Below are 14,380 nucleotides of genomic sequence, written 5' to 3' on the forward strand. Positions count from 1 at the left end.
CGCCCATGCCCGGCTTGCTATAGTGCGCGCGCCCTCAATCCATCACGGATTCGTTCCACATGCCCAATTTCCGTCCGCTTGCCATCGCCCTGGGCATCAGCCTGGCGACCCTGGTCCCGACCCACGATGCGTTCGCCGCCGCCAAGAAGAAGGCCGCGCGCGCCCCGGCCGTCAGCGCCCAGTGCAGCGACTTCTACGACGCCACCAATGCAGGCTGGCTGAAGGCCAACCCGGTGCCGCAGACCGGTGCCACCACCGCGCTCGGCCAGCTGGTCGACCGCAGCCGCCAGCAGCAGCGTGAACTGCTCGACGCCGCAATGAAGTCGCCGCAGGGCAACGTGCAGAAGCTGCTGGGCGACTTCTGGGCCAGCGGCCTGGACGAAGCCGCCGTGGAAGCGGACGGTTCCAACCCGATCGCGCCGCTGCTGACCCGCATCAACGCCATCAAGAAGGCCAAGGATGTGCCGGCCTCGATCGCCGCGCTGCACCAGATCGGCATCCCGGTCGCCTTCAACTTCGGCCCGGACGTCGACCTGAAGGCACTGGACCGCCACATCGGTTACTTCATGCAGGGCGGCATGGGCCTGCCGGATCCGGCGTTCTATACCCGCACCGACGCCGACACCGTGGCGCTGATGGGCCGCTACCGCAACTACGTCAAGCAGATCCTGGCGCTGACCGGCACCCCGGCGGCCAAGCTGGATGCCGAATCGCAGTCGGTCATCGCGCTGGAGACCGAGCTGGCGCGCAATGCGCAGTCGCTGGCCGGCATCAACAACCCGTTCAACAACTACGCGCCGATCTCCACCAAGGAGCTCAACAGCCGTTACCGCAACCTGCAGCTGGACGCGTTCCTGAAGGCACAGGGCGTGGACGACGACCTGGTCTCGCTGGCCGACCCGGGCCTGTTCAAGCAGCTCGATGGCATGGTCACCAAGCTCAAGCCGGACCAGTGGAAGGCCTACCTGCGCTGGCGCGTGGGCGACTCGATGGCGCCGTACCTGTCCAAGGCCTACCGCGACGCAGAGTTTGAGTTCCGTGGCGGCGTGCTGCGTGGCGAAACCCTGCCGCCGCAGCGCTGGGAAGACGTGCTGGACGCGATCAACGTGGCCGCCGGCCCGATGGTCGGCCGCGAGTATGCGGCCCGTTACCTGTCGGCCGAAGACCGTCGCCAGGCGGCGTGGATCGTCGACAAGCTGCGCGAAGTGCAGATCGAGGCGGTCAAGAACAACAGCTGGATGAGCGCCGAAGCCAAGACCGAAGCGCAGGCCAAGCTGGCCGCGCTGAAGATCGAGATCGGCACCCCGCTGCGCGACCTCGACTACAGCGTGCAGCCGATGGGCCGCGGCTCGTTCGGCGGCAACATGCTGATCGCTTCGACCTGGCGCCACCGCGAGGAAATGAAGCGCATCGGCAAGGGCAACGCCGACCGCCGTTGGGATGTGCTGCCGCAGCAGCCGTCGCTGGCCTACGACCTGGCACAGAACCGCCTGATCGTCACCGCCGCGATCCTGCAGGGCCCGGTGTTCAACGCCAAGGCCGACGCCGCCGACAAGTTCGGCAGCTTCGGTGGTCTGGTCGGCCATGAGCTGACCCGTGCGATCGACGCCAAGGGCGCGCTGGTCGACGCCAAGGGCGAACTGCGCAGCTGGTGGACCCCGGCCGACAAGACCGCCTGGACCCTGCTCGGCAACCGCGTGGCCGCGCAGTACAGCGCCTACGACTTCCCGGGCGTGAAGGGTGCCAAGGTCAACGGCACGCTCACCCAGGAAGAGAACCTGGCCGACATCGCCGGCCTGGAGCTGGCCTGGGCGGCCTATACCGCGCAGGAGCCGAAGGCCAAGCAGGCGCAGCAGCAGGGCTTCTTCCGCGCCTGGTCGACCCTGTGGGCACAGCAGCTGTCGCCGAACGAAGCGGTGCGCCGCCTGACCGCCGACATCCGCGCGCCGGGCCTGTGGCGCAGCAATGGCACGCTGGCCAATCTGCCGGCCTTCGGTGCCACCTTCAGCTGCAAGGCCGGCCAGCCGATGCAGCGCAGCGAAGCCGACCAGATCAAGGTCTGGCGCTGAGCCAACCGCCGTACCCGTAATACAGAGGGCGCCTTCGGGCGCCCTTTTTTTGCGGGTGCAGCACGATCCCGGGTTAACACCGCGCATGCTATCGCTGCGCCTTCGTCCATCGCGGAGCCCCGACATGGCACACAAGAACACGATCTGTGTCTGGTACGACAACGGCGCGCTCGAGGCCGCCACCTTCTACGCCAGCATCCTGCCCGACAGTGCGGTGACCGCCGTGCATCACGCCCCCGGTGACTTTCCGGACGGCAGGGAAGGCAACGTGCTGACAGTCGAGTTCACGGTCTGCGGCATTCCCTGCGTCGGCCTCAACGGCGGCACCGCGTTCAAGCACAGCGAAGCGTTCTCCTTCCAGATCCAGACCGAGGACCAGGCCGAAACCGACCGCCTGTGGAATGCGATCGTCGGCAACGGTGGCCAGGAGAGCCAATGCGGCTGGTGCAAGGATCGCTGGGGCATCTCCTGGCAGATCAGCCCACGCATGCTGATCGAAGCGGTGACCAGCAAGGACAAGGCATTGGCCAAGCGCGCCTTCAACGCGATGATGCCGATGAAGAAGATCGACATCGCCACCATCGAAGCGGCAATCAAAAAAGGGGACGGAGGGGATTAAGTCGTTTCTCCCCATCCCTGTGCGCAGATGCAGATTGCGACTTAATCCCCTCCGTCCCCTTTTTGCGAGGTGCTGATGACCTGGGATGCGATCGTCGTTGGTGGTGGCCACAACGGCCTGGTCTGCGCGGCCTATCTGGCGCGCGCTGGAAAGAAGGTGCTGGTGCTGGAACGTCGTGGCGTTCTCGGCGGTGCCGCAGTCACCGAGGAGTTCCATCCCGGCTTCCGCAACTCGGTGGCGTCGTACACGGTGTCATTGCTGCAGCCAAAGGTGATCGACGACCTGCAGCTGCATGCGCATGGGCTGCGCATCGTCAATCGTCCGGCCAACAACTTCCTGCCGCTGGAGGATGGTCGTTACCTGCTGTCGGCCCCGGGCCGCACCCAGGCCGAGGTCGCGAAGTTCTCCGAGCGGGATGCGCAGCGGCTACCCGAATACGAAGCGCGCCTGGAGATCTTCGCCGACGTGCTGCGCGCGTGGGCTCTGCGCGCGCCACCGGATGTCGGCGTTGCCGGTGGTTGGCGCGCGCTGCCTGCGCTGTGGCAGATGGGCCGTCTCGGTCGTGAACTGGCGACGCTGGATGCCTCGCTTCGGCAAGAACTGCTGGACCTGTTCACGCTGTCGGCCGCCGAGTACCTGGACCGCTGGTTCGAGAACGAGCCGATCAAGGCGCTGTTCGGCTTCGATGGCATCGTCGGCAACTACGCAAGCCCGTATACACCGGGCAGTGCCTACGTACTGCTGCACCACGTATTCGGCCAGTGCAATGGCGTGAAAGGTGCATGGGGCCACGCGATCGGCGGCATGGGCGCAATCAGCCAGGCGATTGCGGCCTCGGCACGCGAGGCCGGTGCGGAACTGCGCGTGGAGGCCGGGGTGCAGCGCGTGCGGATTGAACAGGGCCGCGCGGTGGGTGTGGAACTGGCCAACGGCGAGATCCTGCGCGCACGCGCGGTGGTCGCCAACGTCAATCCGAAGCTGCTGTACGAACAATTGCTGGAACCGGCACAGGTACCCAACGCAACGCGCGAACGCATGGCGAACTGGCGCTGCGGTTCGGGCACGTTCCGGATGAACGTGGCGCTGTCGCGGCTGCCGGATTTCAGCGCCCTGCCCGGCCCCGGCGATCACCTCAGCGCCGGCATCATCATGGCACCCAGCCTGGACTACATGGACCGCGCCTGGCTGGACGCGCGCCGCGACGGCTGGTCGCGCGAACCGATCGTGGAGATGCTGATCCCCAGCACGCTGGACGATTCGCTGGCGCCGCCCGGGCAGCATGTGGCCAGCCTGTTCTGCCAACACGTGGCGCCGGTGTTGCCTGAAGGCCGCCATTGGGATGATCACCGGGAGACCGTGGCCGACCTGATGATCGCCACCGTCGAACGGCATGCGCCCGGCTTCACCGCCAGCGTGCTCGGTCGGCAGGTGCTGTCGCCGCTGGATCTGGAACGCACCTTCGGCCTGGTCGGCGGCGACATCTTCCACGGCGCACTGAGTGCCAACCAGTTGTTCTCGGCGCGGCCGATGGTCGGCCAGGCCGGCTATCGCGGCGCCCTGCCCGGGCTGTACCTGTGCGGTTCGGGCACCCATCCGGGCGGCGGCGTCACCGGCGCACCGGGGCACAATGCCGCGCAGGTGGTGTTGCAGGATGGGTAGGTGCCAACCTTGGTTGGCACAGAGCGGCAGAGCGAACGCCAACCAAGGTTGGCACCTACCGCGTCAAATGATCCTTCGGATCATTTGACGCTGCGCAGATGGTTCGGGCGCTTCGGTGGGCCGGGCGGGCGGCGCTTGTTGAACGGCGACTGCCCCCGCCAGTAGCGGATCAGCAACCAGCCGAACAGCATGCCGCCCAGGTGCGCGAAGTGGGCCACGCCCGGCTGCCAGCCGGTCATGCCCAGCACCAGCTCACCCACGCCGAACAGGATCACAAAGGTCCGTGCCTTCATCGGGATCGGCGGGAACAGCAGCATCACCCGCTGGTTGGGGAACAGCATGCCGTAGGCCAGCAGCAGGCCGAACACGCCGCCGGAAGCGCCCAGCACCGTGGCCGGGTTTTCCAGCAGCGTCCCCACCAGCAGCTGGCAGACACCGGCACCGGCCACGCACACCAGGTAGTACAGCAGGAAGCGCTTCTCGCCCCAGGTCTGCTCCAGCGGCGCGCCAAACATGAAGACCGCCAGCATGTTGAAGAACAGATGGCCGAAGCTGCCATGCAGGAAGCCGTAGGTCAGCAGCTGCCAGGGCTGGAAGTTGCCGCCCGGCGAGAATGCGTCGAAGCCCTGCTGCAACGGTTGCAGCATGAAGGGCTCGAAGGTCTGCATGCCGAGCAGGAACGGCTGCTGCAGCAGGAACAGGATCGCGTTGGCGATCAGCAGGGCCTTGGTGACGGTTGGCAGTCGCGGGAACATGGGAGCACCGGCATGGAACGGCCTCCATCATAGCCGCAGCATCGTGTCTTGTTGGCGACCCGCAGGTCCGGCCTGTTCAGTCGCCAGCGATGCTCAGCCCGGGCCCCACACGGCCGCGTCCAGCGCCGCCGCCGGATCGGTCGCCGGCATCCGCACCCGGCCGTTCTCCACCACCACGCCCTCGGCGCGCAACCGCTGTGACTGCTCGCGCCAGCCGGCCGACCCTTCTTCCATGGCAATGCGCCCATCCGAGCGCAGCACGCGGTGCCAGGGCAGGTCCGGGTCGTCGTTCTGGCCAAGGATGCGCGCGGTCAGGCGTGCACGCCCGGGCAGGCCTGCACGCATCGCCACCTGGCCGTAGCCCATCACCTGCCCCGCCGGGATCGCGCGGATCACCGCCAGGATGCGCGCACGCGCCTGCTCCGGCGTCAGCGCCGCAGGCGGGTCACCAGCAGAACGCCGATCAGCACCAGCACGGTGCCGGCGATCTGCGCCGGCCCCATCGGTTCGTCGAGCAGCCATAGGCTCATCACGATCGTGGAAACAGGGCCCAGCATACCGACCTGCGCGGCCAGCGACGAACCCACGCGCTGCACCGCCAGCATGATCGCCAGCACCGGCAGCACCGTGCACACGGTGGCATTGACCAGCGACAGCCACTGCACCGGTGCCGGTGCCTGCCACAGCAGTGGCAGCGGATGGGTCACCGCGAAATGCAGCAGCACCAGCACGCTGGCCACGCAGCTGGCATAGGCGGTCAGCCGCACCGCCCCGATGCGCGCGACCACCTGCCCACTGCCGAACAGGTACAGCGCATAGCTGAGCGCGCTGCCCAGCACCAGCAGGCTGCCGACGATGATCTGCCCACCCTCGCGCTGCAGGTCATGGCCGAAGGCCAGCAGCACGCCCAGGTAGCTCAGCACCAGCGCGCCGATCTGCCAGCGGCCCGGTCGCTGGCGCGCCAGCAGCACGTTGATCAGCAGCACCAGGGTCGGGTTCAAGTACAGGATCAGCCGTTCCAGGGTCACGCTGATGTACTGCAGCCCCTGGAAGTCGAGCAGGCTGGACAGGTAGTAGCCGGTGAAGCCCAGCCACAGCACGCGGGTACGGTCAGCCCAGGACAGCGGCTCGGCCCGGCGCGCGGCCCACACGGCCATCAACGCGAACAGGGGCAGCGCCATCAGCATGCGTAGCGCGAGCAGCGTGGTGGCATCCACGCCATGGCGCAGCCCGAGCTTGACGATGATCGCCTTGCCGGAAGCAGCGATGGCGCCGATCGCGGCCAGGCCGATACCCCCCAGCGCGATGCGAGGGGAGGCGGTAGCGATACGGGAAGCGGTGTTGGACATCAGGACGACGGCGGGCCGCGTGGAGCGGCTGGGAAAAGCGTGGGGGCGGCCATTGTCGCATGGGGGCGTCCGGTGCCCGCCCCGGTAGCGCTGAGCGTGCCCGAATGCCGCCTTCTGTAGAGTCGAGCCATGCTCGACTGCTTTCGCACGGCAGTCGAGCATGGCTCGACTCTACAACCGCAGGTCAGCGCATCAGCACCACTTCCTCGGCCGAGGTCGGGTGGATCGCCACGGTGTCGTCGAACTGGGCCTTGGTCGCGCCCATCTTCACCGCCACCGCGAAGCCCTGCAGGATCTCGTCGGCCGCTTCACCCAGCAGGTGGATGCCCACTACCCGTTCGTCCGGGCCGGCGCAGACCATCTTGAACAGGCTGCGTTGGGTGCCGTTGGCCAGCGCCTGCAGCATCGGACGGAAGCGGCTGTGGTACACGCTCACCTGCTCGAAACGCGCGCGCGCTTCCTCTTCGCTCATGCCCACCGCGCCGAGCGGCGGATGCGAGAACACCACGCTGGCCACATTCCCGTAATCCATCTTCGACTGCGGGCGCCCCCCGAACAGCCGATCCATCAGCCGCCGCGATGCGGCTACAGCCACCGGCGTCAATCCGACCTTGCCGGCGATGTCACCCACCGCATGCACGCTCGGCACGCTTGTGGTCTGCCATTCGTCCACCTGCACCTGCTGGTGTTCGCCGATGCCGATGCCGAGCGCTTCCAGGCCAAGGTCACGACTGTTGCCGCGGCGGCCGGTCGCGAAGAACACGGCATCGAACACGTTGTCGAGCGGGCCGTCGTTGCCGAACGCGCGCACGCGTTCGCCATCGCGCTGCAGCTCGCGCAGGCGGTAGTCGAAATGGATGCGCACGCCCTGCTGCTTCAGGTTCTCGGCCAACTGGTCGGTCAGCTCGTAGTCGAAGCGCTCCAGCAGCCGCTTGCCGCGCACCAGCAGGCTCACGCGGCTGCCGAGTGCCTGCAGCAGGCCAGCCAGTTCCACCGCGATGTAGCCACCGCCGATGATCGCCACCTCGGCCGGCGCTGCACGCAGGTCGAAGAAATCATCGGAGACCAGGCCAAGTTCGGCACCGGGAATGTCGGGGCGCAGCGGATGCGCGCCGGTGGCGATCAGGATGTGCTCGGCGCTGTAGCGCACGCCATCGCTGCAGGCCACGGTATGCGCATCAAGCAGATGACCACGTGCCGGAATGCGCACCACGCCGGTTTCGTCCAGGCGCTTGTGGTAGCTGGTATGGATGTTGCTGATGTAGGCCTGGCGATGGATCACCAGTTCCTTCCACGACAGCGCCGGGCGCGCTTGAACATCGAACCCCATCGCGCTGGCCAGGCCGATGCGCTCATGCAGGTCAGCCGCCAGCCACATCGCCTTCTTCGGCACGCAGCCAACATTGACGCAGGTCCCGCCCAGCTCACCGGGTTCCAGCATTGCCACGCGCTTGCCGTGCTGCGCGGCGCGGATCGCACCGGCCAGGCCGGCGGAGCCGCCACCAAGGACGATCAGGTCGTAATCATAGGATGCAGTGCTCATCGGAATCGCTCGGGTCGGTAAGGGGCAGGATCGATCGCTGGCGTGCGGCCGCAGACGAGATCGGCGATCAGCTGGCCGGTGCCGGCGCTCATGCTGATGCCGAGCATGCCATGCCCCGCTGCAAGCCAGACGTGAGGATGCGCGGGCGCGCGGCCGATCAGCGGCACGTCGTCCACGCTCATGGGGCGCCACCCGCACCACTGCTCCTGCAGCTGCGCACCGCGCGGCGCGCGCAGGTAGTGGTCGGCGGCCTGCTGCAGGGCCTGCAGGCGACGCGTGCGCAGCTGCGGGTCGGCGCCGGCGAACTCCATGGTGCCGCCCAGGCGCAGCGCGTCGCGCCAGGCAATCACGAACACGGAATGATCCTTCAGCACGACCGGACGCTGCGGCACCTGCTCCGGTCGTGACCAGGTCAGCGAATAGCCCTTGCCGGGCTGGATCGGCACGCGCAGGTCCAGCTGCCGTGCCCAGTCGCGCGACCACGGGCCGGTGGCCAGCACCAGCTCACGCGCCCGCACGGTCTGCTGGCCGGCCTGCACGCGTACGCCCTGCGCATCGTCACTGAATCCCTGCACGTCCACCTGTTCGTCGATCACTACGCCCTGCGCGCGCAGCACGCGCGCCAGCTCAGCGGTGTAGCGGTCCGGACGCAGCTGCGCATCGCCAGGAAAGTGGATCGCACCGGCGAGGCGATCATGGAACGCGGGATTGTCGCGCGCATAGTCGCCGCCATCGATGCAGGCCGTGACAATGCCCTGCGCGTTCAGCGCCTCGCACTCGGCCGCATGATGGTCGAAGTTGCGGGCGTCACCGAACACATAGTCCAGCCCGCGCGCAGCGAATTCGCAGTCCAGCGCATGCGTCTGCACCCAATGGGCCAGGCGCAGCCGTGAATCATTCAACAACGCGCCGCGTGCCCGTGTGGAGTGCAGCCAGTCGCGCGCATTGCAGCGCGCCCCGAACTGCAGCAACCAACGCCACAGCGTCGGATCCAGCCGCGTACGCACGTACAACGGCGCACGCGGATCGAGCATCCAGCGCAGCGCACGCAACGGCACGCCGGGGGCCGCCAGCGGTGGCGCATGGCTGGGCGTGACGGTGCCGCAGTTGCCATGCGACGTCGCACCGCCGACGCGCCCACGGTCGATCACCCGCACCTGCCGCCCCTGCGCACGCAGCGCGAGCGCGGCGGCCAGTCCAATGGCACCGGCGCCGACCACGATCACGTCCTCGTGTGCGCCCTGCATCGATCAGCCCTGCGCGGCCCCACGCCGCATCGGTGGCCATTGCCGATAGGTCATCGCACGCCATACCCACTCGATCGGGCCGAAGCGGAAATGACGCAGCCACAGGTGCGAAATCACCACCTGGGCGGCAAACAGCAGCAGCGCGAACAGCAGCTGCACGCTGCGCGGCATCATCTCGAACCTGCCCAGCCCATAGTGGTAGAAGGTCCAGGTACACAGCAGCGACTGGCCAAGATAGTGGGTCAACGCCATGCGCCCCACCGGCGCCAGCCACGCCAGCCGCGTGCGCCAGTGCACGATCCACGCCAGGTAGCCCAGGCACATCGGCAGCCCGCCAACCGTGACCAGGGCCATCGCCGCCGTCACTGGCAGGTTGTACGCGCCGGGGGCCAGGTAGGGTTTCCAGGCGACCCCCAGCAGCGTGACCAGCAGGCCCAGCGGCAGTGCGATCCAGCGCAGCGACGCGTACAGCCGCGGGAAGCGCTCCGGCGTCGCCAGCGCACCACTCCTGGCGAACCAGCTACCGATCAGGAACATGCCCAGCACTTCCGGGCCGGTGATCAGCAGCGCGCCCATCGAGGTGCCGAACTCGCTCAGGCGCTGCACGGTGGCCTGCGCCCAGCTGCCCTGCCCGTACACCTGCCGCTGCAGGTCGATGCTCTGCTGCGCCTCGGCAAGCATGCCCCGCACCTCTTCGGCCGAAGCCATCGACACCATCGCGCCCACCAGCAGCATCATCGCTACACCGCCGAGGTAGACGATCACGCCCATCCACGGCAGCCAGCTGCGCGGCGCCTCGCGGCAGGCCAGCAGCGGCAGCGAGATCAGTGCATACATCACCAGGATGTCACCGGACCAGACCAGCAGTGCATGGCACAGGCCGATCAGCAGCAGGCCGGCGCTGCGGCGCAGGTAGAACGGGGTGAAGTCGCGCCCGGCCACCTCGGCGCGTTGCGCCATCACCGCAAAGCCGGCGCCGAACAGCAGCGAGAACAGGGTGAAGAACTTCCCCTGCACGAACACGTAGACGAAGGCGTCGGCCCAGTAGTCGATGCCCCGCCAGTGCACGTCGATGCCGGTGAAGGCCAGATCCAGCGGGCCACTGAAGGCCTCGATGTTCATCAGCAGGATGCCCAGCAACGCGGCACCGCGCAGCACGTCCAGCACGGCGATGCGTTCGCCGGAAGCCACCGGCTGCAGGGAAGGAAAAGCGGCGTTCACGGGGGGTCCGTCGGACAGGTCCGCCATTATGCCGCCGGCCCGTGCACCATGGATGGCCGCGCCGTGTTCCACATACGCAACGGCCCGCCGAAGCGGGCCGTTGCTGCCATCACGATCGCACTGCGATCAGTGCTGGTGGCCGCCGTCACCGTGGACGTGGCCGTGGTCCAGCTCTTCCTTGCCGGCTTCGCGCACGTCGACGATTTCGACGTCGAAGTGCAGGTCCTTGCCGGCCATCGGATGGTTCAGGTCAACGTCGACGACGCTCATGCCGACCTTCTGCACGGTCACCGCACGCGGGCCGAAGTTGGTCTGCAGCACGACCTGCTGGCCCGGAGCCAGCTTGGTGTTGCCGAAGTGCTTCTTCGGCACGCGCTGGGACAGGCCTTCACGACGCTCGCCGTAGGCATCGGCCGCCTTGACGTCGACGTTGAAGGTCGCGCCGGCTTCCTTGTCCATCATGGCGTTTTCCAGGCCCGGGATGATGTTGCCGTGACCGATCAGGATCGCCAGCGGCTCGCCGCGGTCCTTGGACGATTCGATCGGCTCCTGGCCGACTTCGGAAACGGTGTAGTGGAAGCGGACAACGCGGTCTTTTTCGATCTTCATGCGCAACTCTGTCTGGATCTGCCGGAGGCAGGCGGGTTGGGGCGGGTTGTCGCCCGACGGGGACGCCGCCATCATGACGGCCAATCCAAGGTGGCGCATTATCCGGAGATCATGCACATCACGCCAGTTTCGTCCGGCCTGCGCCGGTTCCTCGCCCCGGCCCTGCTGCTGGCCCTGCCCCTGTTGATGACCGCCTGTGGCGGTGGCAAGGCCACCCGCCCGGCGCCGCCCCCGCCCACGGCGAACTGGCCAAAGACCGTGCCGGACAACCCCGAGGCTGCCAACTCGGTGCTGATGCGCGCCATCAGCCTGGTCGGCACGCCCTACCGCTACGGCGGCAACACCCCGGATTCGGGCTTCGACTGCAGCGGCCTGGTCGCCTATGTCTATCGCGAGATGCTGGACCTGCGGCTGCCGCGCACCTCGCGCGACCTGGCGGCGGTACAGGGCCCGAAGATCGACCCGCAGCGCCTGGCCACCGGCGACCTGGTGTTCTTCGGCAGCCGCGGCAGCGTCACCCATGTCGGCATCTATGTAGGTGAAGGGCGTTTCGTGCATGCGCCGAGCACCGGCGGCACCGTGCGCCTGGACTCGCTCAGCGGCCCCTACTGGAAGGACCACTACACCGGCGCGAAACGTGTCCTTCGCTAAAATGAACAGGCGATATGTTCAAAACTGTGACGCACATCACCCTGAAACTAACGGTTTACTAACGGAATTTTTAACTTATTGCCGCTTTTACAGGGCATGATGCCCCATCGTTTTTTTCCTGTGACCGACGCGTGACGACTGACGACCTGAAAAGCGAAGGCCAGACTTCCGTATCTTCACGTAGTGCCCGCCCGCTGTTGCTTGGCCTGGCACTGTGTCTGACCAGCCTTCCGGCCTGGTCGCAGACTGCTCCGAACCGTTCCGATGTGACCCCGGCCCCGGTGGCCGAGAGCACCGCCCGACCGGCCGCCAAGGCCGAGGCTGCCGCTCCGCAGCGCAGCCGCGTCGATGCCGCCGCCAGTGCCACGCTGGCCGCCCTGCTGCCGCACCTGGCCGCCAACGACACCATTCCGCTGATGGACCGCTCGGCCGTGGTGGCCGGTGATCTCAGCCGCCTGCTCGCCAACTACGACACCAGCAGCGCCGCCAATGGCAGCGTTGTCGGTACCGCCGCCGACAACGGCAAGGTGCAGTCGCTGCTGCGCCGCGCGATGACCCTGCTGGGCACCCCGTACCGTTGGGGTGGCAGCAACCCGGACAGCGGTTTCGACTGCAGCGGCCTGGTCGGCTATGTGTTCCGTTCGGCCCTGGGTATCGAGCTGCCGCGCGTCTCGCGCGAGATGGCCCACGATGACAACGCCGAACTGATCAACGACCGCACCGCGCTGGCTGCCGGTGACCTGGTGTTCTTCGGCCGCAAGGGCCGTGTTGACCACGTCGGCATCTATGTCGGCGACGGCCGCTTCCTGCACGCACCGAGCTCAGGCAAGGACGTCCGCGTGGACACCCTGCTCAGCGGCTACTGGGGCAACAAGTTCATGCAGGCCCGCCGGGTCGATCTCTGATCTGAGCGGTTGGCGCTACCGCGCCGCCTGACACGAGAAAAGCCGCTGCCTTGCAGCGGCTTTTTTGTTGGGCCCACAATGACGGATGGGCGCCGGTCGGCCCCGGTGGGTGCCATCCACGCATGGCGTGGATCTACTGACCTCTGGTGGGTGCCGACCGTTGGTCGGCACTGCCGCCATCCACGCATGGCGTGGATCCACCAGGTGCCCGCCTCGGCCGGTACCGCGTCGGCCATCTCCCAAACAAAAGGCCCGCCGGTCAGGGCGGGCCTTTCGTCTCCACGCAACCTCAGCCGCGTGGCGGTGTCGGGTCAGGATCGTCCACACCCACATTGCTGGACGGGTTGTCATACACCGCCTGGTCGAGCAGCCCGGTTTCCTTGGCCACGATCACCGGCACCAGCATCTGGCCGGTCACATTGGTCATCGTGCGCATCATGTCCAGGATGCGGTCGATGGCATACAGGTAGCCGATGGTCTCCAGCGGCAGGTTGGCTGCGCTCAGCACCACCGTGGCCATGATCACCGCGGTACCCGGCACGCCGGCCGTACCGAAGCTGCCCAGCACCGACGCGATCAGCACCACCACGTACTGCTCCGGGGTCAGCGGCACACCGCTGTACTGCGCGATGAACACTGCGCACAGCGCCGGATAGATCGCACCGCAGCCGTCCATCTTGATGCTGGCGCCCAGCGGCACCGCGAACGAACCGTAGTCCTTGTTCACGCCCAGGTTGTGGGTGATCGAACGCAGCGCCACCGGCATCGCGGCGAAGCTGGACGAGCTGACGAAGGCGACCTGCATGCCCGGCGCCGCGCCACGGAAGAACTTCAGCGGGTTCAGTCCGTGCGCCAGCAGCAGTGCGCTGTAGACCACCACGATGTGCAGGGCGCAGGCCACGTACAGCGCCAGCACGAAATGCCCCAGCGGCAGCAGCTTCTCGAACCCGTAGCTGCCGACCAGGCCGGCGATCAGGCCGAAGGTACCGATCGGGGTGACTTCCAGCACGAAGCGGGTCACCTGGATCATGATGTCGCTCATCTGGCCGACCAGCTTGCGCGCCTCGGTCACCTTCTCGCCCAGCTTGACGATGGCAAAGCCCACCAGGCCGGCGAAGAAGATCACCGGCAGGATCGAGCCGCGACCGGCAGCCAGCACGGTTTCACCGGCCGCATTGACCTTGGTGCCGATGCCGGACAGCGCATAGAAGACATTGGCCGGCACCACGTCCAGCAGCACCTGCACCACGCTGGGCACTTCACGCGGCACGTAGTTGCTGGCCATCGACAGCTGCAGGCCACCGGCGCCGGGCTGCAGCACGGTGCCCACGCCCAGGCCCACGCACACCGCCAACGCAGCGGTGATCACGAACCACAGGAAGGTGCGGCCACTGAGCGCAGCGACCGATTTCTGTCCGTGCAGCGACGAGATCGCGTTGATGACCGCGAAGAACACCAGCGGCACCGCAATCATCTTGATCAGGGTGACGTACAGTTCACCGAGCGGGCCGAACCACGTTTCCGCGGCCGGGCCAAGCGCCCAGCCGGCCAGCGCGCCGAGCACGAAGCCGCCGACCACGCGCTGCCAGAATGGAATCCGCAGCCAGGCAGAGACCAGCTTCATAGGCAATCCAGAGGGGAAGGAAGGGATGCTGGCACGATAGCCCAAGGCGGCCCGCAGAACGACCGCCCGGCCGGCAAATCAGTGTGTCATCGGCGTGCCTTGCAGGGGCGGGCATAATGAACGTCCCGT

13 protein-coding genes are annotated in these 14,380 nt (G+C 67.3%); 5 read left to right on the top strand and 8 right to left on the bottom strand.

The features are described from left to right. Positions 1-59 precede the first annotated feature (59 nt). The 3 genes from ACUZUJ_RS15950 to ACUZUJ_RS15960 all read left to right on the top strand — a co-directional run bounded on the left by ACUZUJ_RS15950 (position 60) and on the right by ACUZUJ_RS15960 (position 4,347). The gene (locus ACUZUJ_RS15950) at positions 60-2,069 is read left to right on the top strand and encodes a M13 family metallopeptidase (RefSeq protein ID WP_119006577.1); all 2,010 of its coding nucleotides are present in this window, start codon (positions 60-62) and stop codon (positions 2,067-2,069) included. 124 nt (positions 2,070-2,193) lie between these two features. Then, positions 2,194-2,688, top strand: a complete 495-nt coding sequence (locus tag ACUZUJ_RS15955; RefSeq protein WP_119006578.1) for a VOC family protein — start codon at positions 2,194-2,196, stop codon at positions 2,686-2,688. 75 nt (positions 2,689-2,763) lie between these two features. Further along, positions 2,764-4,347, top strand: a complete 1,584-nt coding sequence (locus ACUZUJ_RS15960) for a phytoene desaturase family protein (protein WP_119006990.1) — start codon at positions 2,764-2,766, stop codon at positions 4,345-4,347. Between the two features lie 80 nt (positions 4,348-4,427). Here the strand turns inward: ACUZUJ_RS15960 and ACUZUJ_RS15965 are convergent, their stop codons facing one another. From ACUZUJ_RS15965 to ACUZUJ_RS15995, 7 genes are all read right to left on the bottom strand, one after another. Further along, positions 4,428-5,102, bottom strand: coding sequence for a rhomboid family intramembrane serine protease (locus ACUZUJ_RS15965; protein WP_032128229.1), 675 nt, complete (start codon positions 5,100-5,102; stop codon positions 4,428-4,430). Between the two features lie 93 nt (positions 5,103-5,195). Further along, entirely contained in the window at positions 5,196-5,624 is a 429-nt protein-coding gene (locus ACUZUJ_RS15970) for an MGMT family protein (RefSeq protein WP_406753028.1), read from the bottom strand. After that, entirely contained in the window at positions 5,531-6,451 is a 921-nt protein-coding gene (locus tag ACUZUJ_RS15975) for a DMT family transporter (RefSeq protein ID WP_049445615.1), read from the bottom strand. Before ACUZUJ_RS15975 ends, ACUZUJ_RS15970 begins: the two co-directional genes overlap by 94 nt. Positions 6,452-6,635: 184 nt before the next feature. Continuing rightward, entirely contained in the window at positions 6,636-7,994 is a 1,359-nt protein-coding gene (gene gorA, locus ACUZUJ_RS15980) for a glutathione-disulfide reductase (protein WP_049445616.1), read from the bottom strand. Then, positions 7,991-9,241, bottom strand: coding sequence for an NAD(P)/FAD-dependent oxidoreductase (locus ACUZUJ_RS15985; RefSeq protein ID WP_049445618.1), 1,251 nt, complete (start codon positions 9,239-9,241; stop codon positions 7,991-7,993). Before ACUZUJ_RS15985 ends, gorA begins: the two co-directional genes overlap by 4 nt. Before the next feature lie 3 nt (positions 9,242-9,244). After that, positions 9,245-10,489, bottom strand: a complete 1,245-nt coding sequence (locus ACUZUJ_RS15990) for a DUF418 domain-containing protein (protein WP_119006580.1) — start codon at positions 10,487-10,489, stop codon at positions 9,245-9,247. A gap of 99 nt (positions 10,490-10,588) precedes the next feature. Then, positions 10,589-11,071, bottom strand: coding sequence for an FKBP-type peptidyl-prolyl cis-trans isomerase (locus tag ACUZUJ_RS15995; protein ID WP_014647924.1), 483 nt, complete (start codon positions 11,069-11,071; stop codon positions 10,589-10,591). A 111-nt stretch (positions 11,072-11,182) separates the two neighbouring features. Here ACUZUJ_RS15995 and ACUZUJ_RS16000 point away from each other — a divergent pair, with 111 nt between their 5' ends. Together ACUZUJ_RS16000 and ACUZUJ_RS16005 are read left to right on the top strand one after the other, a co-directional pair. Continuing rightward, the gene (locus tag ACUZUJ_RS16000) at positions 11,183-11,722 is read left to right on the top strand and encodes a C40 family peptidase (protein WP_049445709.1); all 540 of its coding nucleotides are present in this window, start codon (positions 11,183-11,185) and stop codon (positions 11,720-11,722) included. 131 nt (positions 11,723-11,853) lie between these two features. Beyond that, positions 11,854-12,627: a C40 family peptidase gene (locus tag ACUZUJ_RS16005; protein WP_005414115.1), complete on the top strand. Its 774-nt coding sequence runs from the start codon at positions 11,854-11,856 to the stop codon at positions 12,625-12,627. Between the two features lie 289 nt (positions 12,628-12,916). On the opposite strand, the gene ACUZUJ_RS16010 is transcribed toward ACUZUJ_RS16005, so the two are convergent. After that, positions 12,917-14,251: a dicarboxylate/amino acid:cation symporter gene (locus ACUZUJ_RS16010; protein WP_046988032.1), complete on the bottom strand. Its 1,335-nt coding sequence runs from the start codon at positions 14,249-14,251 to the stop codon at positions 12,917-12,919. Positions 14,252-14,380 lie beyond the last annotated feature (129 nt).

The sequence above is a fragment of the Stenotrophomonas sp. S4 genome (genome assembly GCF_054187805.2).

Bases quoted from the DNA above. Each gene is read 5' to 3' on its own strand.
- ACUZUJ_RS16010 (WP_046988032.1), bottom strand. From the start codon at position 14,251: ATGAAGCTGGTCTCTGCCTGGCTGCGGATTCCATTCTGGCAGCGCGTG.
- ACUZUJ_RS15960 (WP_119006990.1), top strand. From the start codon at position 2,764: ATGACCTGGGATGCGATCGTCGTTGGTGGTGGCCACAACGGCCTGGTC.
- ACUZUJ_RS15950 (WP_119006577.1), top strand. From the start codon at position 60: ATGCCCAATTTCCGTCCGCTTGCCATCGCCCTGGGCATCAGCCTGGCG.
- ACUZUJ_RS15975 (WP_049445615.1), bottom strand. From the start codon at position 6,451: ATGTCCAACACCGCTTCCCGTATCGCTACCGCCTCCCCTCGCATCGCG.
- ACUZUJ_RS15995 (WP_014647924.1), bottom strand. From the start codon at position 11,071: ATGAAGATCGAAAAAGACCGCGTTGTCCGCTTCCACTACACCGTTTCC.
- ACUZUJ_RS15970 (WP_406753028.1), bottom strand. From the start codon at position 5,624: ATGGCTGCTCGACGAACCGATGGGGCCGGCGCAGATCGCCGGCACCGT.
- ACUZUJ_RS15990 (WP_119006580.1), bottom strand. From the start codon at position 10,489: ATGGCGGACCTGTCCGACGGACCCCCCGTGAACGCCGCTTTTCCTTCC.
- ACUZUJ_RS15985 (WP_049445618.1), bottom strand. From the start codon at position 9,241: ATGCAGGGCGCACACGAGGACGTGATCGTGGTCGGCGCCGGTGCCATT.
- gorA (WP_049445616.1), bottom strand. From the start codon at position 7,994: ATGAGCACTGCATCCTATGATTACGACCTGATCGTCCTTGGTGGCGGC.
- ACUZUJ_RS15965 (WP_032128229.1), bottom strand. From the start codon at position 5,102: ATGTTCCCGCGACTGCCAACCGTCACCAAGGCCCTGCTGATCGCCAAC.
- ACUZUJ_RS15955 (WP_119006578.1), top strand. From the start codon at position 2,194: ATGGCACACAAGAACACGATCTGTGTCTGGTACGACAACGGCGCGCTC.
- ACUZUJ_RS16000 (WP_049445709.1), top strand. From the start codon at position 11,183: ATGCACATCACGCCAGTTTCGTCCGGCCTGCGCCGGTTCCTCGCCCCG.